Consider the following 25,757-nt stretch of genomic DNA (forward strand, 5'->3'; position numbering starts at 1 on the left):
CAAGGACCGTCGAGAACTGTGCTGCCCATGAGTTTCCTCCCGATCGTGTCGGTTCCGGGAAGGGATTCGCCGAGTTCGGGGGGTAATCGCACCGCATTGATCCCGGATATCTTGCGTGACACCGCGCATCGCGGAGCGGGGCCCGATACAGGGTTCGCGCATCGTTGCTCGAACGGAAGAACTGTCTCGACGAGACCGTGGGTGCGAGTCTAGTTTCGATCGCGGGTTCGTGGGCCGGGCCGAGAGTTACAGCTCGTTAAGTGTGTGCAAACAACCGACGCGGGACACTCCTGGGGGACCGAAGGTTCATCTCGGAAAGGTCCGCGCGGCCATCGCGGACAGCAGTTCGTATGCCACGTGGGCAGCGGCGATACCGGTGATCTCGGCGTGGTCGTAGGCAGGGGCCACCTCGACGATATCCGCGCCGACCAGGTTCGCCTCGCCGAAAGCCCGGAGCATGTGCAGTAGCTCGCGGCTGGTCATCCCGCCTGCCTCGGGCGTTCCGGTGCCGGGGGCGTGGGCCGGATCCAGCACGTCGATGTCGACCGAGACGTACACCGGCCGATCCCCGATCCGCGCGCGCATCCGCTCGACGGCCGCCGCGATGCCGTCGATCTCGATCTCCGGACTGGTGACCGCGGTGAAGCCGAGGCCGCTGTCGGCGGCGAGATCCCCCTCGCCGTAGAGCGGCCCGCGAATGCCGATGTGCATACTCGCCTCTCGGTCGATCAGCCCCTCCTCCGAGGCACGCCGGAACGGGGTGCCGTGCGTGTGGGACGCGCCGAAATACGTGTCCCAGGTGTCCAGGTGAGCGTCGAAATGCACGACCGCGACCGGGCCGTGCCGCCGTGCGGCCGAGCGCAGCAGTGGCAGGGCGATGGTGTGATCGCCGCCGATGGTCAGCAGCCGGGCTCCGGATCCGGTGAGAGCATCTGCGCCGCTTTCGATCTCGGCGATGGCCGCGGCGATGTCGAACGGATTGCAGGCCAGATCGCCCGCGTCGCAGACCTGCAGCGAGTCGAACGGTGCGACGCCGACCGCGGGGTTGTAGGGGCGCAGCAACTTCGACGAGGCGCGCACATGCCCCGGCCCGAACCGAGCGCCCGGACGATAGCTGACCCCGCTGTCGAACGGGACACCGACGATCGCTACGTCCGCGGCCCCCACCTCGTCGATGCGCGGCAGCCGCGCGAACGTCGCGGGCCCGCCGAAGCGCGGCACGGTAGTGGCATCGACCGGTCCGATCGTCATGGTCGGGATCTCCTCAGCGATAGTAGGTTGGGCACGGCGCAGGCGAATTCAGTCCGCGTAGCGCGGGTCGATCCGGTCGAGCAGCCGCAGCAGCGCCGCCCAGGCCATGTCGTAGGCGGCGGGGTCGGTGAAGTCGTCATCGATGTCCGCACCGGCCAGTTGCCGGGCACTGCGCTCGCAGACATCCGCAGCAGGCAGGTTCAGCGTCCCGGTGGCCGCCGCGCTCACCTGGATCTCGCACGCCCGATTCAAATAGAACATGCGCAGAAATGCCTGTGCCGCAGTCGTTCCCACGGTCAGCAACCCGTGGTTACGCAGGATCAGCGCGGGGTGCACACCGAGATCGGCCACCAGGCGAGCCTGTTCGTCCAGGCTCAGCGCGACGCCCTCGTAGTCGTGGTAACCGACCCGGTCGTAGAACTCCATCGACATCTGGTTCACCGGCAGCAGCCCCTCGACGGTCGCCGCGACCGCACACCCGGCCCGGGTATGGGTATGCAGCACGCAATGCGCGTCGGGCCGGGCGGCGTGCACCGCGGCGTGAATGACGAACCCGGCCGGATTCACCGGATGCCCGGTCTGCCGCTGCGCAATCCCATCCGGGCCGACAACCACCAGGTTCGAGGCGGTGATCTCCTCGAACAGCAGACCGTACGGATTGATCAGGAATCGTGCTTCGGGTCCGGGCAGGCGCAGCGAAATGTGGGTGAATATCAAGTCGGTCATCCCGAAGTGCGCAACCAGTCGATACACCGCCGCGAGCTCGCGCCGCAACCGCTGTTCGGTTGCGGCGCCGGACGGGGACTCCGCGTGCATCAGTACCCTCCCATCCGCTTCGCCACGCGCTGCTGGAACAGCGCGGTGACCTGATCCCAGTGCGAGACGAGGTTCGTCGCGTCGGCGGCCGGTGAGTGCCGGCCGGCCTGCAGGCGTTGCAGGATCGGCAGATCCTGCTCGTTGACCCGCCACAGCACCTCGGTCAGTTGCTCGCGCGCGGGCTCGAATTCCGCACCGGCGGCCGCGGAGTCGACGAAGACCGCCATATGTTCCACGGTGCGATCCGGCGCGAGCGGGTGATATCCGATCACCTGGAACCAGTCGGCCTCGAGGAACAGCAGTGCATTGGGAAAGACGCAGAAGATGTCCTGGCGCTCGAGCCGCTCCGCGGGCACATCCCCCAGCCATGGCAGTACCCGATCGGTCTTGTCGGCCTTGCCCACCGCCCCGCGCGGATAGCTGCCGCCCATGATGTCCGGGTGCAGTGCCACATCGTCCACGTCCAGCGCGGCGGTCACGGCACCGACCTGCGGGTGCACGAACGGCAGATGGTAGAAGTCGAGGAAGTTCTCCACCACCAGCTTCCAGTTCGCCGCCACGTCGTAGCGACGCTCCCCGGCCAGGTTCAGGCGGCCGAAATCGATATGGTCCCAGCGGGTCAGCAGCGGCGCGAGCCGCTCTCCGAAGTCCCGCGCACAGACTTGCGGGTCGGTGTGCGCCGCCGACAGATCGACGAAGACCATGCCCGCCCAGACGTGGCAGGCCACGGGCAACAAGCCGAGCGTCGCGGCCACTTCCGGCTCCACCTTCGCCCCGCGCTCGCGCCCGTAATACGGTGCGGTGGACAGTGATCCGTCCAGCCGATAGGCCCAGCAGTGATAGGCGCACTGCAGGCGCCGGTGCACGACCAGCGGCTCCTCGGTCAGGGCCATCCCGCGATGACGGCAGGAGTTGTGGAACACCCGGATCCGGTCGTCGTCACCGCGAACCATCAGCAGCGGTTTGCCACCGATCGTGATCGGATGCACCGCACCGGGTTCGGCGAGCCAGTGCGCGTAGCCCGCCCACACCCAGCCGGCCGAGAAGAGGCGGTCCTGCTCGAGCGCGAACTCCGCCGCGCCGGTATAGGCGCGGGCCGGCAACAGCGCACGGCCGTCGGGCCGATCCGGCAGCGGGCCGTCGACGACGACGTTCCCCAGCGAAGTGGTCCGTCCGGGCAGCGGACATACCGTATCGCTCGTGTGACTGGACATATTTCTCCTCAGGACGAGATCCGCCCGAGGTGCGCGGCGGCGTATGCGGCCATCGCGCGCTCGCGCAGGGTCAGGGTGTCGGCCCACCGATCGGACAGTTCACGGCCGTCGCGGTCGGTGATGGCGTAGGGGGTGGTGCCGAGTTCGGTGCAGAACAGCACCGGTTCGGAGTCGGCCGTGCTCGCGCGCCGCTCCAGGATGGCGTCGAAGGCCCGGACCCACCATTGCTCGAACAACGCTTCCCATTCGCGGTGCTGCGGGAAGCCGAGCGGTATCTGCACCTGGCAGCGGGTGGCTATGCGGCCCTGCACCGATTCCGCGCGCGCGAACAGCCGCTCGAGGTGGCCCTCGATCTCCGCGGTGGGCGGCACCGGGAATTCGCTACCGCAGACGTAGTGCGACAGGTCGATCGCGAGCCGCACCTGCTCGTCGAGCTCGCCCAGCAGCCTTGTGGTGCGGCGCATGTCGTCGGTGAGCGTGTTCCGGTGCGTCTCGAGCTGCATCGCCACGCCCGCCTCCGCACATCGGCGGAACCAGCGGTGCACAGCCCCGGCGACGGCGGCGTCCTCTCCGAAAATACAGCCGCACACCACCATCCGGTACGCGCCGATGCATTCGGCGTAACGCAGCGCGGCATCCAGATCGACATCGCTGGAGACGAAGGCGAAAACCAGCGCACCCAGCCCGCGTTCACGCAGCAGCGGAGCCAGGGCGGCCGCCTCGGGCCGGCGGCGAGCACCCAAGTCCACCGCTGCGCCATCGAATCCGGCCGCCGCCAGCCGGTCCAACTGCTCACCGAGCGTCCACGGCTCACCCCGGTACGGCAGGTCCTCCATGGCCCACAGCGAGTTGTAGATCTCCAGCGCGACAGTCATCGAGGCCCCCGCGGACTCACACCGCACCGGATCGCGGGCGGCTCGAGCGGACGTCCGGTGCGCTGCCAGTGCACAACGTTGCGCGCCTGGGTCAGGATGTAATCGCGGGCCGTCGCGTCGGACAGGTATGCCACGTGCGGGGTCAGCAGCACATTCGGATGTTCGGCGAGCCGGTCGCCGGCGGGGGGCGGCTCGGTGCCCAGGACATCGAGGGCCGCGCCGGCGAGGTGGCCGAGGTCGAGCGCATCGGCCAGCGCCCGCGCGTCGACGATGCCGCCACGCGAGACGTTGATCAGCCAGGAGCCCCGGGGCATCCGTCCGATCAGATCGGCGTCGAAGAGCCCAGAAGTGGCTCTGGTCAGCGGTAGATGGATGGACACCACATCCGAGCGAGCGACCAGATCCTCGAGCGACGTCCCGGTGACACCGGGCACGGACCGGCCCGGCCGGTCGAAGCCCAGGACGGTCTCGACCGAACCAACCGCGAATTCGGCGACCTCGGCGCCGATCCGGCCGAGACCGACCAGCCCCAACGTCAGCTCGGACAGGCGTCTCGGACCGTGAACCGGACGCTCCAGCCAGCCGCGCCCGCGCCGTGCGAAGAAGTCCAGCCGCCGCACCGCGGCCAGGATCAGAGCCCAGGTGTGGGTGGCCACCTCCGCGGTCGCGATGTCCCCGACGGTTGCGACCCGGATGCCTCGTGCGGCAGCGGCATCCACGTCGATGCTGTCGTGGCCGCGGGACAGGACCGAGATGATGCGCAGCCGCGGCAGGCGCGCGAGCAGGGCGGCATCGATCGGCGCGAAGCCCGCCAGCAACGCGGTGGCCCGCGCCGCCGAGGCGGCGATCTCGCCAGGATCGTGGGTTTCGAGCACACGGACCTCGAATCCCGCGGACTCCAGAAGCGCCACCCCGGGGGCAGGATCGAGGTCGCTGAGGTCGGTGTAGACCGCCAGTGGTCTGTCGGGCATGGGTATCGGTCCTCGCGGGAGTCGACGGTTTCGGGATGCACGTGAGGCAATGACGCTGCGCGTCAATGGATGTGGGACAGGAACGCTCGGGTGCGCTCGTGCGCGGGCTGGGTGAAGAACTGCTCCGGCGCGGCCTGCTCGACGATGCCGCCCGAGTCGAACAGCGCCACCTCGTGCGCCACCCGGCGCGCGAAACGAGTCTCGTGCGTGACCACTACCATCGTCATCCCTTGTGCGGCAAGATCTTCCATCACGGAGAGCACCTCGTTGACCAGTTCCGGATCCAGCGCGGAGGTCGGCTCGTCGAACAGCATCACCGACGGCTCGAGCACGAGCGCCCGGGCGATGGCGACCCGCTGTTGCTGCCCGCCGGACAGCTCGGAGGGATAGTGGCGCACATGCCCGGCCATGCCGACCCGCTCGAGCATCGACCGGGCCCGCTCGGCGGCCTCGGACCTGCTCAGCCCCCGCACCGCGGTCAGCCCCAGCATGACGTTGTGCAGCACGTCCAGATGCGCGAACAGGTTGAATCGCTGGAACACCATTCCGATATCGGCGCGCTGGCGAGCCAGTCGCCGCTCGGGCATCGGCGCCCGGTTCCCGCCGCGACCCGTCTCGACGCCGATCTCTCTGCCGTGCAACAGGATCGAACCTTCGTCGGCTTGTTCGAGCAGCGACATCAGCCGCAGCATCGTGGATTTGCCGGATCCCGAGGGGCCCAGCACGGCCTTCACCTGCCCGGGCGCGATGGCGAAGTCGACACCGTCCAGAATCAGGTTGTGGCCGTAGCTCTTGCGCAGACCCACGGTCTGCAGCAATGGAGTGGCGTTCAAACCTTCACCGCGTCTTTCTGTGTAGCAGTCTTCCGTTCGACGGCCCCGGGCGCGGCGGACCCCGTGGACACCCAGCGATACCGGCGCTCGATGAGGCTTTGCAGGCCCATCAGGGCGCTGACGATCACCAGGTAGTGGACGAGCGCGGCGCTGTAGTACTCGGCGTAGCGAAAGGTCGCCGAGACCTCGTTCTGGGCGCTGGTCAGCAGTTCGCGCAGCGAGATCACCGAGGCGAGGGAGGTGTACTTGAGCATCGCGATGAACTCGTTGCCGGTCGGCGGCAGCGCCACCTTGACCGCTTGCGGCAGAACGACCTTCAGCAGCACCCGATGGGGCGGCAGGCCGATCGCACGCGCCGCCAGATGCTGCCCCTCGTCCACGCTCGACAGCGCCGAGCGCAGAATCTCGGCCATATACGCGGCCTCGACCACGGCGAATCCGAGGAATCCAGCGATGAACGGAGTGAACCAGCTCTCCCGCAGGCTCGGGAACAGTTGCGGCCCGGCGTTCCAGATGATCAGCAACACCAGCAGCGTCGGAATCGCCCGGAAGAACCACACGTAGGCGCCGCCGAGCGCCCGCAGCACCCGGTTCCGTCCGATCCGCATCAGCGCCACCCCGAAACCGAGCAGGGTTGCCACCACCATCGAGACGGCGGCCAGCGCGAGCGACAGCCACGCGCCGTGCAGGAATTGTGCCGAGGTCAGCGCCGTCCAGAAGATGTGGGTGTCGAACGTCATTACGCGCCACCGCGGTGGATCCGTGCTGGGTCGAGCCCGTACTTGGCGGCCAGAGCACCCAGCGTGCCGTTGGCGGCCAGGGTGGCCACGGCCGCGGCCACCGGCTTGCTCAGCGGCGAGCCCTTGCGGGTGAAAACACCGAATGTCGTTTCCGCGGAGAAGATTCCGGGTGCGGACACCAGCGCGCCACTGGACTTCGCGACCATGTCGACGGTCGCGACATCGGTCTCTATCAGCGCATCGGCCTTGCCGTTGGTCACAGCCGCAACGGTTTCCGCTGTCTTCGGATACGCCTGTACGGTGATCGGCGCCTTGCCCGCCGCGGTGAACCCGGCCGAGAGCTGGTGCAGGGTTTTCTCGTTGGCGCCACCGCCCTGCACGGCAACGGTCTTGCCGGACAGATCGTCGGCGGACTTGATCCGGGAATCCCCGGTCCGCACGATCAGGCCGGGGCCGGTCCGCAGGAAGGGCGCCGCATCGGCCACCGCGGTGCGTTCGGGGCTGACGTACAGCGCCGACCACAGCACATCGCAACGCTGGGCCTGCAGCGCGGGCATGAGCCCGTCGAAGGCGGTGACCTGCCAGCTCACCTTCACCTTCCACAGATCCGCCAGGGCCCGGGCACCGTCGGAGTCGAAGCCGGTCGGATCGGTGGTGTCTGCGCCCTTGAAGTACTCCATCGGCGGATATTCCGGATCGGTACAGAACCTGACCTCGCCGCCGCGGATCAGCCCGGCGGGCGCCGCGCCGCTGGCCGCACTTCCGGCGGATCCACCACCGCAACCGGCGATCAGCAACGCCATACCCGATCCCATCGCCACCAGACCCAGCTTTTTCATCTGCTCAATCTCCTGCCAGTGCTGCGGCGTTATGGATAAAGTTCCCGCGCCGATCCTGCTCATCTCGATTGAGTAGCACCATAGAAACTGCGATAGGTTCGGTCCATAGGGGAAACCGGGATCCAGACATCGCTAATTGATTTTTGGACAAGATGATCGGCACACCCTCGGAAGTATCAGCATCGAAGGGAGAGTCATCTTGACGATAGGAAAATCAACACCGCTCCGGTCGGCGATTGTTAAGTTCCGATGACCGGGTCCGCGACATCGGCGGGGCAGGATCTGGATGCCCGCATCCTCGACGAGCTCCGCCTCGATGGGCGCATCGGCCGCAATGAACTCGCCGCCAAACTGGGCGCCTCCAGGCCGACCGTCTCCAAACGGCTCAATGCGCTGCTTACGACCGGTCGGGCCCGGGTGGTCGGCGTTGTGCATCCGGCCACCATCGGCCTGGAAGCCCTTGCGCACGTATCGATCAACGTCGATCAACCGGTGCGGCAGGTGGCCGCGCGGCTGGCCGCGCTCGCCGAGGTGCCGTATGTCTCGCTCACCAGCGGCCGCTATCCCCTGCTCGCCGAGATCCGCACCCTTGGTCCGGTCCAGCTCGCTGCCGCGCTCGACCGGATCCGCGGCATCGACGGTGTGCGCGAGACGAATACGCTGACCTACTCCGATCTGCTCATCGATGTGGGCCGGCCGGAGAGCGTCTCGGCGGCGTCGATCGACGGGCTCGATATGCGGCTGCTCGAGGTGCTGCAGGCTGACGGCCGCGCCTCCTACGCCACCCTCGCCGCGGCCGCCGAGACCTCACCCGGCACGGCACGGCTCCGGGTCAAGCGCCTGATCGAGGAGGGGGTGGTGCACATCGGGATGTTGTCCGGTGTGGCCCAGGGTGATTCGGAGTTCGCGGTGGGGTTCGGAGTGCGCGCGCGTGGGCACACCGCTAGCCTGGCGCCGCTGCTCGCGGAGATTCCCGGCCTGCATTTCCTGGCCGCGGCGATCGGGCGCTTCGATCTGGTCGGGACCGTGCACGTAGCGGCTCCGGAGGAGATCGTCGCCGCCCTCGATACCGTGCGCGCGCTCCGGCCGGTGCTCGAGGTCGACAGCTGGGTCCACCTGGTGACGGTCAAGGAGCGTTACGCGAGCGTGCCCATACTCACCCGGATTCGCAAGGAGAAGTGAAGGTTTCCGCCCTCGGCCAACCCCGGAGACACGCCTCGGTTCAGCGCGAATTCAGCGCGAACCGGTCCGGCGGTAGACCACCATTGCGGCAGTCGCCGAACGTGCACTCGATCACCTTGTAGCCCAGGACGTCGGGTCGATCATCTGATCGGATCGGCCCGCTGGGCGATGGCGTCGGCCGTTTCGGACAAGCCGAAGGCTGATCACGGCGGTGAGCAGGAATACGCCGATTTCGTAGGCCATGGCGTGGCCGAATGCGGCAGTCGGGCTCGCGGCCGGCAGGACGAAGACCAGTCCGGCCAAGCTCACGCCGATCGTTCCCCCGATCTGCTGCGCGGTAGGCAGCAGTCCGGAGGCCGAACCGGTGGCCCCGGGCTTGACGTCGGTGAGCACCAGGGAGAACACCGACGCCGTGAAGGTGCCGAACGCGGCGCCACCGACCGCCATCGCAGGCAGCGCTGCCCACCGGTGGCCGTCCCTGGTGATCACGACGGTGAGTGTTGCGATGGCCAGAGCCAGTAGTACCGCTGACGCGGGCAGGAGGGTGCCGCGATAGCGGCGGGCGAGTGCAGCGGCGGCACGGCTGCCGACGACGGCCGCCGCAGGGTAGGGCGCGGAGGTGAGCGCGGCGGCGAGGGGGGTAAATCCGAGTCCGGATTGCAGGTAGAGGAACAGCAAGTAGGTGAAAGACGGGACCCCGGCGTTGAAAACGAACACCAGGAGAATGCCGGATCGGGCGATTCGATCACGGAACACGCTGGGGTGCACCAGCGGCTCATCGTGGCGGAACTGGGTCAGAACGAACAGACCGAGAACCACTGCCGCGCTACCGAAACAGAGCCATGTCCAGGCCGGCCATCCGGTATCGGGGCCGACGCTCAGCGGAAAGACCAGCAGCCCCAGCCCGGTCATCGCGAGCGTGGCACCGACGACGTCCAATCGGGGTCGAGTGGTAGCGCGCGTGCTGGGGAGCAGGACGGAGCCGGCCAGCGCCAGCAGGCCGACCGGAACGTTCACCAGAAAGATCAGGCGCCAACCGAGACCGAACAGATCAGCCCCGAGGAGAATCCCGCCGAGCAGCGGGCCTGCCAGCGACGCGACCCCCATGGTGGCCCCGAGGAGCCCGAGCGCGTGGGGTCGTCGGGGGGCGGGCACTGCCGTTTGAATGATCGACAACACTTGCGGGGCCATCAGACCACTACCTGCCCCCTGAACGAGTCGGGCCAATACCAGAGCACTCGCGGTTGGTGCCGCGGTGCAGGCCACGGAGGCCAGGGTGAACAGGGACATTCCTACGGCGTAAAGCCGCCGGTAACCGTACCGGTCGCCCAACCTGCCCGCCGTGATCAGCAGGCAGCCGTAGGACAGTGTGTAGCCGGCGAGGACCAGCGGCAGGATGTCCTGGCTTGCCCGCAGATCACGCTGTATGGACGAGAGAGCAACCTGGGCGATCGTCACGTCGAGAAGTTGCATGAAGGTGGCGGTGAGCACCACCGGCAGGATGAGGGGGTGCGCTCGCAGGGCTGACACGGTCAACGTGAGTGTTCCAATCGGGGTGCGGTCTGCGGCCGTACGAAACGACTCGGCAACGGCGTGGCGTCGGATGAACCGCGTGGCCGAGACCACCAAGGCCGCGCGAATGTCGGCTCGCTGAACGCGCAGCTCCAGGCCGCGTCAGCGCTCGGTGGACAGCAAGGCGGCGGCAAGTTCTCCTGGGCGGGCGGCGAACGGCGTGTGGCTGCCCGGCAGGCTGCGGACGGTGAACGGATTGTCCGGAACGACCGCGTCGGCCTCCGCGATCATCAGATCCTGCAGCGCGGGCGTCGCAGCGCGGTCGTCGGTGCACCGAATGAAGGTGCGCGGGATACGGCCCCATCGCTGCCGAGTTACCGTGACCGGAGTGGTCGGCATCGCGATCGGCAGGTCGGGGCTCAGGGCGAGGCGCCAACGCGCGAACATCTCGGCAGGGATGTCGTGGTAGTGGGTCTGTCGCAGTTCCTCGACATACTCCGGATCGCGAGACATCGGGTTGATGCGGACGGCCCCGAGCGTTTCGGCATCGCCCAGCGGCAGGCCCCCTCCGAGCGCGGTGGCGGTCTGCTCGGTGGAGCCGAGGTAGTCGACGAAGCGCGGGCGACCGGCCGGGCAGAACGCCGAGAGGTAGACGATCCGGTCGACCAGGTCGGGGGCCTGCTCCGCGGCCAGGGACGCGGGTCCGCCGCCCGCGCTGTGCGCGACGAGCACGACTTTGCGGTACTGGCGTACCCCACGCAACGTGGACAGGATGGTGTCCGCGCACTGGTCCATGGTCAGCTCGGCCAGCACGGACTTCTGCGTGGTGAGCCCCGGTTGGCCGGGATCGAGGTAGCCGCGGGGGAGCGGCGCGTCGAAGCCGTGCCCAGGCATGTCGACCCCGACACTGGCCGCGCCGAGCCCGGCCAAGGCCCGTTGGGTAGCAGTCCACTGCCACGAGGAGTGCCAGGCGCCATGCACGAGCACGAACACCGTGACCGCTGTGGACGAGTAAGTCATGCGGAGATCACCTTCACCGATGGTTCCTGTTGATTCGTCGGAACCAGTTCACCCGGCTGACGCGATATCGTGTCATCTCATATCTGGGAGACCCCTCGGTGATATCTCTAGGGTATGGCCGTCGCGGACCGTAGGGTTGTGAAGTGGAGGCACGACATTTGCGCTACGCGCTCGCCTTGGCCGAGCACCAGCACTTCGGCCGGGCCGCGGCCGCCGTCGGTATCGCGCAGCCCCCGCTGTCCAAGCAGATCGCGGACCTGGAACGAGAAGTTGGCGCGCGGTTGTTCGACCGCACGCCGAACGGTGTACTACCAACCGCCGCAGGCGAAGCTTTTCTGATCAGGGCACGTCGGGCACTGTGTGAGATCGGCGCCGCGGCGACCGACGCAGGGCGAGCCGCTCGGGGCGAGACGGGTCGGCTCAGGCTGGGATTCATCGGCTCCGCGCTCTTGGGGGTGCTGCCCACTGTGCTCGGCCGATTCGTCCGTGACCACCCCGAGGTTCAGCTCGGGCTGCACGAGATGTCCACTGCCCAAAGCGCGTCGGCCCTGATCAGCGGCGAGCTGGACGTGAGCATCGGCTGGGGTGCGCCTCGGGGAGCCGGTGCCGAAGACCTGATGTCGGTCACGATCGCGCGAGACCGTCTGATCGCTGTCGTGGGCACTGCCCATCCGTACGCGGGCCAGGTCCGGGTCGGCCCGGAACAGCTCCGCGAACAGCACCTGATCGTGGCCCCCGCCGACGACGAACCGGCTATCATCGCCGGGCTTCGGGCACTGCTCGGCGACGTGCCCGCACTGGCCAGGGCTACCGAGGCGAGGGACGTGCACACGATCATCGGGCTCGCCGCGTGCGGGGTCGGCGTGGGCCTCGGCCCGGCGTGCATGGGAGCCGCCGCCCGGCCCGATACCTGGTTCTGCGAGGTGAGCCCCCGCGTTGAGCTGCCGGAACTTGTCATGTCGTTCCGCGCGAAGGACCGGTCGCCCGTACTCGCGGCGTTCCTGGAGATCACCCGGGAGCTTTGCCCCGGCGTGCGTGCTTCGCTGGACCGGCACAAGGCCCACTGACCGGCCCGGCGGTCGAGCCGCGGACCTGGGCACGGCGAATCCGGCGCAGCTGCGCGTCTCGTCCGAGTCGTCGATCACCCCTGGCCCGGCGAGCCGATTGCGCAGCCGCCCAACACATCCCGGCGCGTCCGGTTGGCCACGATCGTGTCGAACCAGCGATCGATACCGGCCATGGCCCCTGCCGAGAACATCGGAGAACGTCGGTCCACAGGGCTGGGGAGCGGGCGGGCCGTTAGCGCGTCCGACAGGTCCGATAATTGCGCGAAATTGCCTGCGGCACCGGTGGTGCCAGATTCAGCGTCGGCGTTGGTGGCCGGGTCCACCGCGGTGGCGGTGTGAGTGCTCTGATGTCTGTACCACACCGGCCGACCCGGTATCCACGTAGGATCGCCTCGGCACGGGCTGGGTTACTGGCTGGGTTGAGGGACGTCGACGTGGCAGTCGGCGATCTTCGGGTTTACTCCGAGGTAGTTCAGGGGGCCGGCGATGATGGTTACCGCTATGGTTCCGGTGCTTGCGCAATTGGTGGGGGCGCTGTCGTAATAGTGGCGCTGCCAGCCTGCAATGACGCCGATCACCAGCCATATCAGGACTATGGACATGACCAGCCGGGCGAGTGGGGACCTGGCGCCGTACATCGCGCGGCGATCGCTTGTGTAGCTTCTCATTTCAGTCACTTCCGGAAGGTATCTCTGATCTTCTCGGCCGTAGTCTTCAGATTGGACTTGACCTGGTCGGCCTTGCCTTCGTTCCGCAGCCTCGGGTTGTTGGTCATCTCGCCGATTTTTTCCTTGACCTGACCGGCGAGTTTGTCGGCCCGGTTCTTCGCCTTGTTCGTGAAGCCCATTACGTTCACCTATCGGTGTTGCCCGGCCGCCGGATGCTGCCGGTAGTTCTAGCAATAGACCGTTTCCGGGCTTTCAAACGGCGGCCGGCAGATATCCGACTCTCGCGGCGATCACAGAGATTCTCCGGCGTGCGCCCGAGATATCGTCAAATACTGTGGACCGGGCCAAGTTTCAGGTGGTTCCTTCCTTGGCTTGTAGTAGCGGTTGTTGGTGAATTTTGTATGTCGGGTGTCAATGGCCGTCCCCGGCTGTGGGGGTGCCGGCCAGGGCTGTGATCACTTCTTGGGTGGTGAGGATGTGCTCGGCGAACAGCGGGCCGTTGAGGTGGTGGGCTGCGTTCATCAGCTCGTTGCTGTAGGCGGCGGTCGCGTCGGTGACGAGCGTGACCAGGTATCCCAGTTCCATGGCGTGGCGGGCGGTGCCCTCGACACAGCCTGGTGCGGTCATTCCGGCGATGATGACTCGTTCGATCCCGCGCATGCGCAGCTGCAGATCCAGGTCGGTGTTCGCGAAGCCACTCATGCCCCAATGCTCGTAAGCCACGACATCGCTGTCCCCGGGTGCCAGCGGGGCATACCATCGGCCGCCGAAGCTGCCTTCGGCGAACAGGTGTGCCTGGACGACCGCGCCGTGCGGGCGGGGGGTGTGCTGCCAGCCTGCGCCGTCACCGGGGCGCCAACGCCGGTGTGGCGCATACATCACCGGTATGCCCGCTTGCCGGGCCGCGGTGAGTAGCTGTTCGAGATGCTCGCGAGTGCCGACTCGTTCGGCAACCTCGCGCAGCCGCGGCCAGACCTTGCCGCCCTCGGCGAGCATCTCGTTGTAGGGATCGACCACGACCAGCGCGGTCCCGGTGGCGTCGTAGTGCATCGCTCGCCTCATGAGGTGTCGGGCTTCTTTGACAGCTGATGCCAACTCGAGCACGCGGCGGGGTATTCCGGCCCGGACCTGCGTGCTGATCCGACCTGTGAGGCAACCTCCGTTCCGGTGGCGTCGGCCGGGCCGGTTGAGGCCGCCGGTGTGATGTCGCGGGGGCGTTCGAGAAGCTTGGGCAGCCTCGATCTACTTGTAGGCCATGGCGATTCCCGCTGCTCGCGCGCCAGGTCCCATGGTGACCTTGGTCCGGAGGCGTACGAACGCGAAGTCGACTCGATCGGGTTCGTCGTTCTCGAATGGATCCAGTGCTCGGCCGGGTAACGGTAGAACTCCATCAGCACGTCGAGTTCGTCGGTGATCTTCGCGACGGCTTTGGGATATTTTGCGGCGTAGTCGATTTCGAATGCTTTCACCGCCAGCTGTGCCTTGTCGATATCCGGCCATGTAGATGTCCTTCAAACGCGATCGCACCGGGATGCGCCGATTTCGGCAGTGCAGCAAGAACATTCGCCGATTTGTGGAACCAGCAGCACTGCTCCCGGGTTTCGGGCAAGACGTCCCGCAACGCTTTCCGGAACCCGAGCGCGCCATCACCGACCGCCAGCACCGGAGGTGCGAAGTCGCCGGTCGACAGACCGTGCAGATACAACAGCGGCAGCACCTCGGAAATCCGCGGCGAGCGGCGACACCAAGCTGGCAGGATCACCGAGGAAAACCGCTGGCGCTCATCGTTTCCGAATCGGTCCGCTTGTCGTTCACCCGTGGCGCACGGATGCTCACCGCGCCAGCAGAGCTCACGACCTCGCGTTCGACGTGGTAGCCGTTGCGCGCCACCAACCGGCGGCCCGCCTCGTCGACCTGGTCGGCGAACTGGTCGATGTGGGCGGCGACCTCCGCCTGCAACGCAGCGGCCAGCATCCGCCGAGCGTCCTCGCGCGGTCGACGTACATCGAGAGCGAGCTCGAATCCGAGTGTCGGCCTTCGGTGCTCGAGAGGACGCCGTCGCCCACAACCGTCCGTGGCCTGGGCATGAGCTTCGACCGTGTTTGCGGTCGTACTTGCCGGGTATTGCCAAGAACTAGGAAACACCTGTCCACCGGTGTGCATGCGTGGAGGAGATGATAGGTCACCGGCTGGATTGGTCTTGTGGCGGTCGTCGCGGGCGGCTCATCTGCGGTGCCTCAGCAGGGAGGCGTCGCCGTCGAGACGTCTCATCCTGAGCGAGGCAGATTTCAGTGTACAGTTGTGCACAGAAAGGGGATCTTCTGTGGGACTGCTGAAGTGGAGTAAACGTCCGGCCGCGGGTGTCGACGCGAACACTCCCGGGGGCAATGTCGTGCGCGGGCTGGTGGCCCGCGCAACCACACCGCTACTTCCCGACGACTACCTGCACCTGCTCAATCCGCTCTGGACCGCCCGTGAACTTCGCGGCAAAGTGCTCGACGTAGTGAAGGAGACAGAAGACACCGCCACGGTGACCATCCGCACCGGCTGGGGCTTTCCGGCAGCATACAAACCGGGCCAATACGTCGGTATCGGACTGCAGGTGGACGGCCGGTGGCGGTGGCGCTCCTATTCGCTCACCTCGATCAGCTCGGCCGAGAAGAAGACCATCGCGATCACCGTCAAGGCCAACCCCGACGGCTTCTTGTCCACCCACCTGGTCGATGGCGTCACGCCCGCCACCATCATCCGGCTGGCCGCGCCGCGCGGCGATTTCCATCTGCCCGAGCCCATTCCGGGCAAGATCCTGTTCGTCACCGCGGGCAGTGGCATAACCCCGGTGATCGCGATGCTGAGATCCCTCGCGGCACGGGGACAGCAGGCCGATATCTGCCACGTCCATTCCGCGCCGACCCGCGACGACGTCATTTTTCTCGACGAGATGGAAGCCCTCGCCCACAGCACGCCCGGCTATACCCTGAAACTCCAGCTCACCAGGGAAATGGGCAAGTTCACCGTCTGCCGTCTCGATGAGTGGGTGCCCGATTGGCGCGAGCGCGACTGCTGGGCGTGTGGACCGCCGCGCCTACTGGACGCGATGGAGTCGCATTACGAGCGTGGCGGCCTGCGGGAACGGCTGCACGTCGAACGGTTCTCGATCGCCCGCACCGACCACGGCGGCGAAGGCGGGACGGTGCGATTCGCCCTCTCGGACAAGAAGGCGGAGATCGATGGCGCGACAACACTTCTCGAGGCCGGTGAGAAGCTGGGAATCAACATGCCGTTCGGCTGCCGCATGGGCATCTGCCAAACCTGTGTCCTGCCACTCGCGGGTGGGTATGTCCGCGACCTGCGCACCGGTGAGGAGCGCCGTGAAGGAGAACGAATTCAAACGTGCATCAGCAGCGTCTCTGGTGAATGCACTCTCGATATCTAGGAGGCCGGGTGGCCATCACCGACATCGACATCTACGCGCATCTGACCCCGGCCGACATCGAGGCGCTCGGCGCCGAACTCGATGCCATCCGCCGCGATATAGAGGAGTCGCGCGGCGAGCGTGACGCCCGGTACGTCCGGCGCACCATCACGCTGCATCGCGCGCTGGCCGCCGGCGGCCGAGTCGCGCTGATGTTCAGCAACCGCAAGGCCGCATGGCTCGCCGGCACGGCGATGCTCTCGCTGGCCAAGATCATCGAGAACATGGAACTCGGCCACAATGTGATGCACGGCCAGTGGGACTGGATGAACGATCCGGAGATCCACTCGTCGTCGTGGGAGTGGGACACCACCTGTCCCAGCGTGCAGTGGAAACACTCGCACAACTTCGTTCATCACAAATACACCAACATCGTCGGAATGGACGACGATGTCGGTTACGGGATCCTGCGGGTCACGCGTGACCAGCGCTGGGAGTGGTGGAATATCGGCAACCCCGTATACAACCTGCTTCTCGGGACCCTTTTCGAGTGGGGCGTGGCACTGCATCATCTCGAGGTGGAAAAGCTGCGCGGGGGCGAGAAGACGTGGCGCCAAGCGTTCAAGGACCTGCGCATCATCGGAACCAAGGTCGGCAAACAGGCGGCCAAGGATTACCTGATCTACCCGGCGCTGGCTGGACGGAATTGGAAAACGACGCTGACGGCCGACGCCACGGCCAACTTCGTGCGCAACTACTGGGCTTATATGGTGATCTTCTGCGGTCACTTTCCCGACGGCGCCGAGAAATTCACCGTCGCGGAATTCGAGTCCGAGGACCAGCCGCGCTGGTATCTGCGCCAGATGCTGGGATCGGCCAACTTCCGTGCGGGGCCGCTGATGCGGTTCATGAGCGGCAATCTCAGCCACCAGATCGAGCACCACCTGTTCCCCGACCTGCCGAGCAACCGCTACGAGCAGATCGGCGTGCGAGTCCGGGAACTGTGCGACAAATACGACCTGCCGTACACGACCGGTTCGCTCGGCGGCCAATATCTCCAATCGTTCCGGACGATCGCCAAGCTCGCACTGCCGAACGCACTACTCGAAGCGACCCCCGACGACGCGCCGGAAACGGCATCGGAACTGCGGTTCGCGATCCGTGAAGGCATTCAGTCGCATTTCGGTGTAGATCCCGAAACCGGCAAGCGTCGCGGGTTGCGAACCGCGTTGCGCGAGTTGAAGAACTCTCGGGTTCGCAACGCGAACTGAGCTGAGGATTCTCCCGGCCGACTCACGCGGAACGGGACCTCGTCGGCCGAAGGATGTTGCTTCCCTGCGAAGCGGACCCCGGTCTATGCGGTACTCCCAGATCGCGCGCCGTCCGTCGGTGAAGAATCCACTGGGGTGGTGGTGCTGCTCGTCGGGGGTGCGGGCGAGGACTTCGGTGCGACATACCCCCGGCCCGCCGAGGATGTGGGCGGCGACCGGGCTCTCGAGCGTCGCGTCCGAGCCGTAGCAGGCCAGCAGCGCCTCTGGGGCGTGGCTCGCCAAGACCGTTTCCCATGCCCGGGTCACTCTTCGATGCCAGCCACGTCGCTTGTCTCTGTGGTGTTCTTCGCTGTTCCCACGTCTCCAGTGTGCGGTCCGGTATGCGATTCGCCGGAGCGTAATCGGGCATAGCTGAGTCGGCAGGACGGACCGCATCATCGCGTCGGTCCACACCGACACGTCGGCTGAGAGGAGACCTCATGATCCTGTTCCGGAACACCTCGCCGAGCACCGCGAGCCCCTCGCCCGTGGGACGGGCGATCCGCATCGCGATGGCCGGGGCGACCATCGGCTTCGTAGGCGGATGCGGTCAGGGAGCGCACTCGGCGGGCCCGGCCGAAGGCATGGCACCAGCCGCCGCTGTCGAAGCCAAGGCCGGTTCTCCGGCTACGGCCGACCCGGCCGAATACCACACCGATTACGGTACGACCTTCAAATCCCCGAGCGGTAAATTCCTCTGCGGAATGGACGCCGGCCGCGCGAGTTGTAACGGCCAATTCCCGCCCGACGCCCCGGCGGTCTCCGATTGCACCGGCAAACCGCTCAAACCCAATACCATCTCGGTCGGCACGGGCAGGAGGGCGTCGTTCGGCAACGCCTGCTCTCCGGTCGCGGGCCCGGATTCCAAGGTCCTGCCGTACGAGGTCGCCCTGCGCGTCGCCGACACCGAGTGCACCGTCCACGAAGCCACCGGCGTCACCTGCCGCACCGGAGACGGTCACGGATTCACCGTCTCCGACACCACCTATCACCTCACCTGAGATCGGTCGGCCCCATCGGCCCGTCCGTACCAACCGTCACGCAGCCCGGTGATCGATGAGCGGACCGCAGGACTGTCCGGGTGCGCGCCTGCTGTGCTCGGCGTGGCCGCTCGCGCCTTGCCATTTCATCGCAGACCGGGCCGCACGGCGGTGTCCCGATCGTGCGGTGCGTTGCCGAGGTGGGCGTGACCTGCGGGACAGGTGAGTGCGGGGCCGCGCCGGAGGACGAGACTCTCGATGCGATCCACGATCACAACGAGATCAGGGACGCGGTCGCCGAAGTAGTGCGACACCAGGTCGGTAGCGACGAGTGGTACGCGGCCGTCGCGGCGGCGAACCTGGCCAACAGCGATCATATGGCCGAAGAGAACGTGAGGGACTCACCGACTTCCGCCGCCTGGCCGGCCTGCAACGGCGACACCAACTGGCCGTCGCCTTCGCCGCTTACGAGGCACGCAATTACGCCGGTGTCGAGCCTGTGGACAAGGATCCGGCCGACTACGTTCGCGCGGCAGAGGCGACGATGCGCCGCGGGGTCAACGGATCGCTCAGTGTCGGCAGCCTGAGGCGCATGCCACCGAGCTGAGCACTTTCGGGCACATCTGGCGCCCCGGGGACCCGGCGGCGCTGTGGTTCGTGCGGATTCCGCGCGAACCACAGCCCGGCACCCGCGCTGACATCGGGTCGGGCGTGCCTGCCCGCACACCTGGTGTGTCTACCGTGCGGCGGGTGGCAAATGCGGTTCAATAACAGTGAATGACGAGTTCTACCTGCATGCTCCCGCCGGTTCTGAAGGCCATCCGGGCGAGTGGTCACGCCGGCATCACCCCAGCATCCGAGAGGACAACGAACGTGAGCATGGTTCTCGCCGCACATGAGACGTACACAACGGTGCTTGCCCAGATCGGCAACCCCACCCCGGAGACCCCTCCGGTGGCGGACAAGTTGCTCAAGATGGTCCATTACTTCACCTGGTTCACTCTGCTCTCCGGGGTCAGCGCCGTCACCTATGGCGGCGGCCGGTTCGCCTGGGAGAAGTGGAACGGCGGCAGCCTCGAGTCGCCGAAGATGGTGGCGGGCGCGATGATCGGCGGCGCCACCGTCACCAGCGCCGGAACCATCATGAACTCCGTCATCGGCAGCTGAGCCGATCCGCTCGTGCCCGGTTGATCGAGCGCGAGCGGGGTCTGCGCGCCACCGCCCGGGCGCCGCCTCGGCCACGCGCGCTCAGCCGATGATGTCGCTCGGATGAAGGTCCCGGTTGCGGGGACCTTCATCCGAGTATGTGATCAGGCTGTACGTCAGGATGCTCTACATCTGTTGGATCTGCGCCTGCCGGGTAGTGAGTATGCCCCGGCCACTGCCTTGGCGTCGGTGTTCATGCCGCTGGCCAGTTCGGTGTTCGACATCGTGATCGCCCCTTTGTGGAGGTCGATCATCATCGGCAACCACATCCTGTCGAAGGCCCAGCATCGCGTCGCTGCGCTGCCGTGTAGCCCATCCTGGCCAGCAGGGCGCCGAGTCGGTCGTTTGGTGTCCTTCTCGCGTAGGCCACCAGACATCAACGGTGGCAATCGGATTCACAAGTTTCCGCGCCTGGGTTGTCCATTGTAATCCTCTGCGGCACATGGTCTTTCGATCACTGATACCCTCGTACGGAATAGTAGTGCACACCACCGATTCCGGAGTTCCGTCAGTTCCATCCCATCGGCGGATCCGAGCTCGCGGGTTCGGCGGTCGCGGCCTGTACCGGAGCCACGCAGGGCACTTCGGTTGCCGCGCAGACCACGACGACCCGATGACGAAGGCTCATCACGCCGCGACGTCGCGCGGGCGGAGTGGGAATGGTGCCATCGCCAGCGCGGGCAGGGGTCCGTTCGTTACCCTGAATTGATGCGATCCTGGGTTCTTCGGATTGTCTCGGCGGTGTTCGTTGCTGCTGTGTCGGTGTCGCTGGCCGGGACTCCGGCACTGGCGGGGCCGCCGCGGGCGGCCGCGCTCTCGTCGCTGGGTTCCGGATTCCTCTGGGGGGTTGCCAGTTCGGGCTTCCAGTCCGAAGGTCGTGCGCCCGACAGTAATTGGACGCGTTATATCGCTCGGGATCGGGGATCGGAGCCGCTGGGGAATTCGGTCGACTTCGCCGATCGCTACCAGTCCGACATCCGGCTGGCCGCGGACATGGGGATGCGGGTTTTCCGTATCGGGATCGAGTGGGCCCGGCTGCAGCCCGCGCCCGGGATGTGGGACCAGCGCGCCTTTCGTTTCTACGATTCGGTCGTCGACAGCATCGTGCGGGCCGGCATGCGGCCGATGATCACCCTGGACCACTGGGTGTACCCGGGCTGGGAAGCGAGCCGGGGCGGCTGGCGCAATCCTGGAATGGTCGGGGACTGGCTGGCCGATATGCGTGCCGTCGTCGATCGGTACTCCTCGCGGAATCCGTTGTGGGTCACCGTGAACGAGCCCGTCGTATACATCCGAAACGAGGTCCGCGAGGGCGGCGCCGACGCCGACCGGATGCTGAACGAGATCGTCGATGTGCACAACGCCAGCTACGACTACATCCACAGCAAGCAGCCCGGCGCCCGGGTCACCGCGAACGTCGGATATGTTGCAGGTGCGGAGGACCAGGTCAACGGTGCGTTCGTCGACCGAATCGCCGCCCGGCTCGACTACGTGGGCGTGGACTACTACTTCGGCTTCGACCCGGCGCAGTCGCTGTACGGGGCGATCGGGCGGGCCACCGGTTCGGCGCTGCCGACCCTGCCGGGTCCGCGCATCTGGGAGATGCCACTGCGCACCGAGGGGATCTACTATGCGCTGCAGCACTATTCACGCCGCTTTCCGGGTAAGCCGCTGTACGTCGTGGAGAACGGCATGCCCACCGAGAATGCCCGGCCCCGCAGCGACGGCTACACCCGCGGCGACCATCTGCGCGACACCGTCTACTGGCTGCAGCGTGCGAAGGCCGCCGGTATGAACCTGATCGGGTACAACTACTGGAGCCTCACCGACAACTACGAATGGGGCAGCTACACACCGAGATTCGGCCTCTATACGGTCGATGTACGCACCGACCCGTCGCTCACCCGCCGCCCCACCGACGCTGTGGGCGCCTATGCGCAGATCGTCGCCGCGGGTGGAGTCCCCGTCGGCTATCGCCCCACCCGTGCCCCGGCTCTGTGCATTTTCGTCGACCCGCCGGCCAGCTGTCTCGACCCGGTCGCGGGGCCGTAGACCCGGAATCCACCTGATCGTCGGTGCAGTTCGGGATACCAACTGGCAGAAGATGATTCGGCTGTTCCGGTCGTGGCTCGAGATCAGGTTGCAGCGGTGTCGATGCGCGCGGTGACGGTGCCGGCCAGGTCGGTGGGATCGTAGGTTTCGGCGTAGCCCCAGTCGAGTTTGTCGATGTCGGTGAATACCAGCGTCCAGCGTGCCGGGTCGGGGTCGTGGGCGTCCCGCAGGCAGTAGTCGTCGCCGAAAGATCCACCCCCACTGGATCAGCGTCGCCGGATCCAGCGAGACCCCGTCCGGTACGTCGGCCGGGGGCTCGCCGAATTCATTGTCGCCGAGGGGTTCTCGCGCGGCGGGGGTGACCTCGGCCAGGTCCAGCCACGGTTCGGCGGCGGGCCGGAACAGGCGCAGCGCGTTGCAGAACCGTACATTCCCGTACACCGCCAGCAGTTGCGTGTAGTCCTGCGGCAGGCCGGTGACGCTGAGGCGTTGTTCGACTGTGGTCCAGTCGAACGATCGCCCGGCGTCGGGTGGGGGTGGCAGCAGCGTGGTCAGCTCCTGCAAGGCGGTCATCGCTGAGGTGGCCTGTCGTGCTGGTCGGAAGTTTCGGACGCTGCAGACGATGATGCGGCATGTTGAGTGAATATGGCTGTGGCCATCACGTTTTCGATGGCCGCCACACTGGAGGCGAAGGGTACGTGCCCCTGAAGGATGAACAGGTCAGGGTGCGCGCGAACGCCCGAACGATCCGGTCGCGCGTCCGGGCTCGGCGCCGAGTGCCCGTGCGTCAATGGGGATTACAGGTGAACAGGGTGCGACGTGCCGCTCCATGGATGCCCGCGATTGTGCGAGAACAGGTCTGCCGTTGTGCTCAACGATGTTGTGCCGCAGCATCATCCGTGGCAAGCGACGGACGGTCTGGTCGCACCGACAAGCTCGAAAGATCGGCCGCATCGAAAAACAGAAGCTTTCGTTTGTCGACGGACTCGATCGTCGACTGTAGCGACATGCGAATCAGAGAAAGCTGTTGAAGCAGAACGCAAACCGAGCAGTTTCACCGGCGGTGGTGAGCGGCGGGGCGAGTTTCCCAGCGTGATCTTCGAACGCTTGGAGGTTTGCCATGATCGAGGGCGCTGTTACTCAGCTCTCTGTGTGTGATCTTCGATCGTGTGCGAGGTGGCAAGCCTATTTCTCCTTTGGCCTGACGCCCAGTCCTACGACTCTACGAAACTGGTGGAGCATCAAACTCTCCGCGGAAACGGGAAAACCTCGAAATTCTGGCTGGCTGGCCTCCTCCTCGTTCCGATGGCCGCCGCACATCGCCGCCCGGGTCATCACCGCGCTCGCGCAGTTCACCGAGGGGAAACCGAGTCCCGGGGCAGTCGCCAATGGATCGCCGGGTCAGAATGGCTCGATGATGTGTCGGTCGATCGATGAACTCGACGGGGCGGTGGCCGACTGTCGGGCCTGTGCGCGTTTGGTTGCCTGGCGGGAGGAGGCCGCGCGCGTCAAGCGGGCGGCATATCGTGACGAAACCTATTGGGGACGGGCAGTTCCCAGTCTCGGACCGGCCGATGCTCGGTTGCTGGTGGTCGGGCTCGCTCCCGCCGCGCACGGTGGGAACCGGACCGGGCGCATGTTCACCGGCGATCGCAGCGGGGATGTGCTGTTCGCTGCGATGTACCGCGCAGGGCTGGCCAGTCAGCCCGACTCGACCAGGCGCGGCGACGGGCTCCGGCTGTTCGGCACGCGGATCACCGCCCCGGTGCACTGTGCACCCCCGGACAACAAGCCCACCCCGGACGAGCGCGATCGGTGCCGTCACTGGCTGATCACCGAGCTGGGCCTGCTCGCGCCGAGCCTGCGAACGATCGTCGTCCTCGGCGGCTGGGGCTGGCAGGCGCTGTTCCCCGCGCTGGCCGAATCCGGCTGGACCGTGCCCCGCCCGCGCCCCAAGTTCGGCCACGGCGTGCGCTGTTCGCTGGCCCCCGCGCTCCCCGGCCGCGCGGAGCTCACGATCTTCGGCTGCTACCACGTGAGCCAGCAGAACACCTTCACCGGAAGACTCACGCCGGCGATGCTCGAGGGCGTGCTGGTCGAGGCCAAGTCGACCGCTGGCCTGCGGTGAAGAAGACAACCCGGACGCACCCGTCCCGCAGGGGCTATCAGGTGGGAGGAGGCGGTGCTCCTTGCCGACCCGCGGGAATTCAGGACCGATCTGATCACCGATAGCGGTCCCGCAGCTTTCGCTTGACGAGTTTCCCCGTGGGGGTGCGGGGAAGCTCGTCGACGAAGTCGACACCTCGGGGCACCTTGTAGTGCGCGATCCGGTCCCGCAGGAAGGTGCGCAATTCCTCGGCGAGTTCGGGGGAGGCGGTGACGCTGGGGGCGGGTTGGACCACCGCCTGCACCGATTCGCCCATCTCCGCATCCGGGATCCCGATCACCGCGGAGTCGAATACCTTGGGATGCAACGCAAGTGCGTCCTCGATCTCCTGCGGGTAGATGTTCACCCCACCAGAGATGATCATGAACGCCTTGCGGTCGGTGAGGAACAGGAATCCCTCGTCGTCGACGTAACCGACATCGCCGGTGGTCGACCAGGCCGGGTGCTGAGGGTGGGTCGCCTCCGCGGTCTTGCCCGGATCGTTGTGATACGCGAAGGGCATCTCGTCGCGTTCGAAGTAGATCGTGCCGACCTCACCGACGGCGAGGTCCCGGCCGTCCTCCCCGCAGATGTGGACGACGCCCAGCGCCGGTTTCCCGACCGAACCCGGCCTGCGCAGCCACTGTTCGCTGTCGATCATGGTGACGCCGATACTCTCGGTGGCCGCGTAGTACTCGTACAGGACCGGGCCCCACCAGTCGATCATGGCCTGTTTCACTTCGACCGGGCAGGGCGCGGCCGCGTGTATGGCGACCCGCAGGCTGGACACGTCGTACGCCGAGCGCACGTCGTCGTCGAGTTTGAGCATCCGCACGAACATCGTCGGCACCCACTGGCTGTGCGTCACGCGGTGGCGTTCGATCGCGGCGAGCGCCTCTCGGGCGTCGAACTTCTCCATCATCACCACGGTGCCGCCGAGTGCCTGGACGGTGGCGCAGAACCGCAGCGGCGCGGCGTGGTAGAGGGGCGCGGGGGAGAGGTACACGGTCTCGGTGTCGAAGCCGTACATCGGCCCGAAGACCTGCGTGACATCGGTCGGCTGATCGACCTCGTGATCGCGAAGCGGCGGTTTGATGCCCTTGGGGCGGCCCGTGGTCCCCGAGGAGTAGAGCATGTCCATGCCCGCGGGCTGCGAGGCCAACGGTTCGGGGGAACTGCCCGCGAGTGCGTCCTCGTACGAGTCGTAGCCCTCGACCAGGCCCCGATAGGACAGCCGGATGGCCACCGCCGGGGTGTCGGGCACGATCTTCGCCGCCGTGTCCGCCAGATGCGCCGAGACGACCAGGGCTTTGGCGCCGCAGTCGTTCACGATGTACGCGATCTCGGCCGGGAACAGATGACTGTTGACGGCCGTGAAGTAGAGCCCGGTTCGCATTGCCGCCCAATAGACTTCGAACGTCCTGGGGTCGTTGTCGGTCAGCAGGGCGATATGGTCGCCGCGGCGCAGGCCCGCGGCATCCAGGTAGCGCGCCAGGCGCGCGGACTGCTCCTCCAGTTCGCGGTAGGTCACCACCCCCGTGCCGCCTGCGACGATGACGGCGGGTTTCTCCGGAAAATGCGCGGCATGGGCACCCGGGTACATACGGCCTCCTGAACTCACCGGACAGCGGCCGATCGATCGGGTCGCGCCGATCGCGAG

Annotated in this window: 24 protein-coding genes and 1 pseudogene; 8 read left to right on the plus strand and 17 right to left on the minus strand. The window is 66.7% G+C overall.

Annotation, left to right across the window (positions count from 1 at the left end):
* Positions 1–306: 306 nt before the first annotated feature.
* The 8 genes from speB to NM2_RS17130 all read right to left on the minus strand — a co-directional run bounded on the left by speB (position 307) and on the right by NM2_RS17130 (position 7,539).
* A complete protein-coding gene (gene speB, locus NM2_RS17095) occupies positions 307–1,251 on the minus strand; it encodes an agmatinase (protein ID WP_067669721.1) in 945 nt (314 codons plus the stop codon).
* A gap of 48 nt (positions 1,252–1,299) precedes the next feature.
* On the minus strand, positions 1,300–2,067 hold the full coding sequence (locus tag NM2_RS17100) for a class II aldolase/adducin family protein (protein ID WP_067669723.1): 768 nt from the start codon (positions 2,065–2,067) through the stop codon (positions 1,300–1,302).
* Positions 2,067–3,281: an aromatic ring-hydroxylating oxygenase subunit alpha gene (locus tag NM2_RS17105; RefSeq protein WP_067669726.1), complete on the minus strand. Its 1,215-nt coding sequence runs from the start codon at positions 3,279–3,281 to the stop codon at positions 2,067–2,069. The genes NM2_RS17100 and NM2_RS17105 overlap by 1 nt, the downstream gene beginning before the upstream one ends.
* Before the next feature lie 8 nt (positions 3,282–3,289).
* On the minus strand, positions 3,290–4,156 hold the full coding sequence (locus tag NM2_RS17110; protein WP_067669727.1) for a sugar phosphate isomerase/epimerase family protein: 867 nt from the start codon (positions 4,154–4,156) through the stop codon (positions 3,290–3,292).
* Positions 4,153–5,127 (minus strand): C-terminal binding protein, encoded by a 975-nt coding sequence (locus NM2_RS17115; RefSeq protein ID WP_067669729.1) that lies wholly within the window; start codon positions 5,125–5,127, stop codon positions 4,153–4,155. Before NM2_RS17115 ends, NM2_RS17110 begins: the two co-directional genes overlap by 4 nt.
* Positions 5,128–5,189: 62 nt before the next feature.
* A complete protein-coding gene (locus NM2_RS17120) occupies positions 5,190–5,960 on the minus strand; it encodes an amino acid ABC transporter ATP-binding protein (protein WP_067669731.1) in 771 nt (256 codons plus the stop codon).
* The gene (locus NM2_RS17125; RefSeq protein ID WP_067669733.1) at positions 5,957–6,700 is read right to left on the minus strand and encodes an amino acid ABC transporter permease; all 744 of its coding nucleotides are present in this window, start codon (positions 6,698–6,700) and stop codon (positions 5,957–5,959) included. The genes NM2_RS17120 and NM2_RS17125 overlap by 4 nt, the downstream gene beginning before the upstream one ends.
* Entirely contained in the window at positions 6,700–7,539 is an 840-nt protein-coding gene (locus tag NM2_RS17130; RefSeq protein WP_169816181.1) for a transporter substrate-binding domain-containing protein, read from the minus strand. The genes NM2_RS17125 and NM2_RS17130 overlap by 1 nt, the downstream gene beginning before the upstream one ends.
* A gap of 249 nt (positions 7,540–7,788) precedes the next feature.
* Between NM2_RS17130 and NM2_RS17135 the strand changes: the two genes are divergently transcribed.
* Entirely contained in the window at positions 7,789–8,721 is a 933-nt protein-coding gene (locus NM2_RS17135; RefSeq protein WP_067669737.1) for an Lrp/AsnC family transcriptional regulator, read from the plus strand.
* A 111-nt stretch (positions 8,722–8,832) separates the two neighbouring features.
* Here NM2_RS17135 and NM2_RS17140 read toward each other — a convergent pair whose 3' ends face one another.
* Positions 8,833–10,251, minus strand: coding sequence for an MFS transporter (locus tag NM2_RS17140; protein ID WP_245718086.1), 1,419 nt, complete (start codon positions 10,249–10,251; stop codon positions 8,833–8,835).
* 144 nt (positions 10,252–10,395) lie between these two features.
* Positions 10,396–11,253 (minus strand): alpha/beta hydrolase, encoded by an 858-nt coding sequence (locus NM2_RS17145; RefSeq protein WP_067669739.1) that lies wholly within the window; start codon positions 11,251–11,253, stop codon positions 10,396–10,398.
* A 143-nt stretch (positions 11,254–11,396) separates the two neighbouring features.
* Between NM2_RS17145 and NM2_RS17150 the strand changes: the two genes are divergently transcribed.
* Positions 11,397–12,320, plus strand: a complete 924-nt coding sequence (locus NM2_RS17150; RefSeq protein WP_067669741.1) for a LysR family transcriptional regulator — start codon at positions 11,397–11,399, stop codon at positions 12,318–12,320.
* Between the two features lie 407 nt (positions 12,321–12,727).
* Here the strand turns inward: NM2_RS17150 and NM2_RS17155 are convergent, their stop codons facing one another.
* From NM2_RS17155 to NM2_RS47530, 4 genes and pseudogenes are all read right to left on the minus strand, one after another.
* Positions 12,728–12,958: a hypothetical protein gene (locus NM2_RS17155; protein WP_067669967.1), complete on the minus strand. Its 231-nt coding sequence runs from the start codon at positions 12,956–12,958 to the stop codon at positions 12,728–12,730.
* Between the two features lie 35 nt (positions 12,959–12,993).
* Positions 12,994–13,167 (minus strand): CsbD family protein, encoded by a 174-nt coding sequence (locus NM2_RS17160; protein WP_067669743.1) that lies wholly within the window; start codon positions 13,165–13,167, stop codon positions 12,994–12,996.
* A gap of 232 nt (positions 13,168–13,399) precedes the next feature.
* Entirely contained in the window at positions 13,400–14,050 is a 651-nt protein-coding gene (locus NM2_RS17165) for a cysteine hydrolase family protein (protein WP_067669745.1), read from the minus strand.
* Positions 14,047–14,980 (minus strand): annotated as a pseudogene (locus tag NM2_RS47530) (transposase); the annotation flags it as partial. The gene NM2_RS17165 and the pseudogene NM2_RS47530, both read right to left, overlap by 4 nt.
* 331 nt (positions 14,981–15,311) lie before the next feature.
* On the opposite strand from NM2_RS47530, the gene NM2_RS17185 reads away from it, so the two are divergent.
* From NM2_RS17185 to NM2_RS47540, 3 genes are all read left to right on the plus strand, one after another.
* Positions 15,312–16,424 (plus strand): ferredoxin reductase, encoded by a 1,113-nt coding sequence (locus NM2_RS17185; RefSeq protein WP_067669754.1) that lies wholly within the window; start codon positions 15,312–15,314, stop codon positions 16,422–16,424.
* Positions 16,425–16,432: 8 nt separating this feature from the next.
* Positions 16,433–17,674, plus strand: coding sequence for a fatty acid desaturase family protein (locus NM2_RS17190; protein WP_067669756.1), 1,242 nt, complete (start codon positions 16,433–16,435; stop codon positions 17,672–17,674).
* 479 nt (positions 17,675–18,153) lie between these two features.
* The gene (locus NM2_RS47540) at positions 18,154–18,714 is read left to right on the plus strand and encodes a hypothetical protein (protein ID WP_084531134.1); all 561 of its coding nucleotides are present in this window, start codon (positions 18,154–18,156) and stop codon (positions 18,712–18,714) included.
* A gap of 125 nt (positions 18,715–18,839) precedes the next feature.
* Here the strand turns inward: NM2_RS47540 and NM2_RS49080 are convergent, their stop codons facing one another.
* Positions 18,840–19,070, minus strand: a complete 231-nt coding sequence (locus NM2_RS49080; protein ID WP_067669758.1) for a hypothetical protein — start codon at positions 19,068–19,070, stop codon at positions 18,840–18,842.
* Between the two features lie 502 nt (positions 19,071–19,572).
* On the opposite strand from NM2_RS49080, the gene NM2_RS17205 reads away from it, so the two are divergent.
* Positions 19,573–19,860, plus strand: a complete 288-nt coding sequence (locus NM2_RS17205) for a hypothetical protein (protein WP_067669760.1) — start codon at positions 19,573–19,575, stop codon at positions 19,858–19,860.
* Positions 19,861–20,015: 155 nt separating this feature from the next.
* Here NM2_RS17205 and NM2_RS52990 read toward each other — a convergent pair whose 3' ends face one another.
* Positions 20,016–20,276 (minus strand): DUF305 domain-containing protein, encoded by a 261-nt coding sequence (locus NM2_RS52990; RefSeq protein WP_084531137.1) that lies wholly within the window; start codon positions 20,274–20,276, stop codon positions 20,016–20,018.
* Positions 20,277–20,607: 331 nt separating this feature from the next.
* Here NM2_RS52990 and NM2_RS17210 point away from each other — a divergent pair, with 331 nt between their 5' ends.
* Together NM2_RS17210 and NM2_RS17215 are read left to right on the plus strand one after the other, a co-directional pair.
* On the plus strand, positions 20,608–21,951 hold the full coding sequence (locus NM2_RS17210) for a family 1 glycosylhydrolase (RefSeq protein WP_067669761.1): 1,344 nt from the start codon (positions 20,608–20,610) through the stop codon (positions 21,949–21,951).
* Positions 21,952–23,368: 1,417 nt separating this feature from the next.
* Positions 23,369–24,079 carry a uracil-DNA glycosylase gene (locus tag NM2_RS17215; protein ID WP_067669971.1) on the plus strand — a complete coding sequence of 237 codons (711 nt, stop codon included), beginning with the start codon at positions 23,369–23,371 and terminating at the stop codon, positions 24,077–24,079.
* Between the two features lie 94 nt (positions 24,080–24,173).
* Here the strand turns inward: NM2_RS17215 and NM2_RS17220 are convergent, their stop codons facing one another.
* A complete protein-coding gene (locus NM2_RS17220; protein ID WP_067669763.1) occupies positions 24,174–25,700 on the minus strand; it encodes an acyl-CoA synthetase in 1,527 nt (508 codons plus the stop codon).
* Positions 25,701–25,757 lie beyond the last annotated feature (57 nt).

This window comes from Nocardia miyunensis NBRC 108239, assembly GCF_001613065.1.
GTDB lineage: Bacteria > Actinomycetota > Actinomycetes > Mycobacteriales > Mycobacteriaceae > Nocardia > Nocardia miyunensis.

Excerpts from the sequence above, each read along its gene's own strand:
- NM2_RS17205 (WP_067669760.1), top strand. The coding sequence starts at position 19,573 with ATGGTTCTCGCCGCACATGAGACGTACACAACGGTGCTTGCCCAGATC.
- NM2_RS17130 (WP_169816181.1), bottom strand. The coding sequence starts at position 7,539 with ATGAAAAAGCTGGGTCTGGTGGCGATGGGATCGGGTATGGCGTTGCTG.
- NM2_RS47540 (WP_084531134.1), top strand. The coding sequence starts at position 18,154 with ATGATCCTGTTCCGGAACACCTCGCCGAGCACCGCGAGCCCCTCGCCC.
- NM2_RS17220 (WP_067669763.1), bottom strand. The coding sequence starts at position 25,700 with ATGTACCCGGGTGCCCATGCCGCGCATTTTCCGGAGAAACCCGCCGTC.
- NM2_RS17160 (WP_067669743.1), bottom strand. The coding sequence starts at position 13,167 with ATGGGCTTCACGAACAAGGCGAAGAACCGGGCCGACAAACTCGCCGGT.
- speB (WP_067669721.1), bottom strand. The coding sequence starts at position 1,251 with ATGACGATCGGACCGGTCGATGCCACTACCGTGCCGCGCTTCGGCGGG.
- NM2_RS17125 (WP_067669733.1), bottom strand. The coding sequence starts at position 6,700 with ATGACGTTCGACACCCACATCTTCTGGACGGCGCTGACCTCGGCACAA.
- NM2_RS17115 (WP_067669729.1), bottom strand. The coding sequence starts at position 5,127 with ATGCCCGACAGACCACTGGCGGTCTACACCGACCTCAGCGACCTCGAT.
- NM2_RS17215 (WP_067669971.1), top strand. The coding sequence starts at position 23,369 with ATGTGTCGGTCGATCGATGAACTCGACGGGGCGGTGGCCGACTGTCGG.
- NM2_RS17110 (WP_067669727.1), bottom strand. The coding sequence starts at position 4,156 with ATGACTGTCGCGCTGGAGATCTACAACTCGCTGTGGGCCATGGAGGAC.
- NM2_RS17155 (WP_067669967.1), bottom strand. The coding sequence starts at position 12,958 with ATGTACGGCGCCAGGTCCCCACTCGCCCGGCTGGTCATGTCCATAGTC.
- NM2_RS17165 (WP_067669745.1), bottom strand. The coding sequence starts at position 14,050 with ATGAGGCGAGCGATGCACTACGACGCCACCGGGACCGCGCTGGTCGTG.
- NM2_RS17135 (WP_067669737.1), top strand. The coding sequence starts at position 7,789 with ATGACCGGGTCCGCGACATCGGCGGGGCAGGATCTGGATGCCCGCATC.
- NM2_RS17210 (WP_067669761.1), top strand. The coding sequence starts at position 20,608 with ATGCGATCCTGGGTTCTTCGGATTGTCTCGGCGGTGTTCGTTGCTGCT.
- NM2_RS17145 (WP_067669739.1), bottom strand. The coding sequence starts at position 11,253 with ATGACTTACTCGTCCACAGCGGTCACGGTGTTCGTGCTCGTGCATGGC.
- NM2_RS17100 (WP_067669723.1), bottom strand. The coding sequence starts at position 2,067 with ATGCACGCGGAGTCCCCGTCCGGCGCCGCAACCGAACAGCGGTTGCGG.
- NM2_RS49080 (WP_067669758.1), bottom strand. The coding sequence starts at position 19,070 with ATGATCGCTGTTGGCCAGGTTCGCCGCCGCGACGGCCGCGTACCACTC.
- NM2_RS52990 (WP_084531137.1), bottom strand. The coding sequence starts at position 20,276 with ATGTCTGGTGGCCTACGCGAGAAGGACACCAAACGACCGACTCGGCGC.
- NM2_RS17105 (WP_067669726.1), bottom strand. The coding sequence starts at position 3,281 with ATGTCCAGTCACACGAGCGATACGGTATGTCCGCTGCCCGGACGGACC.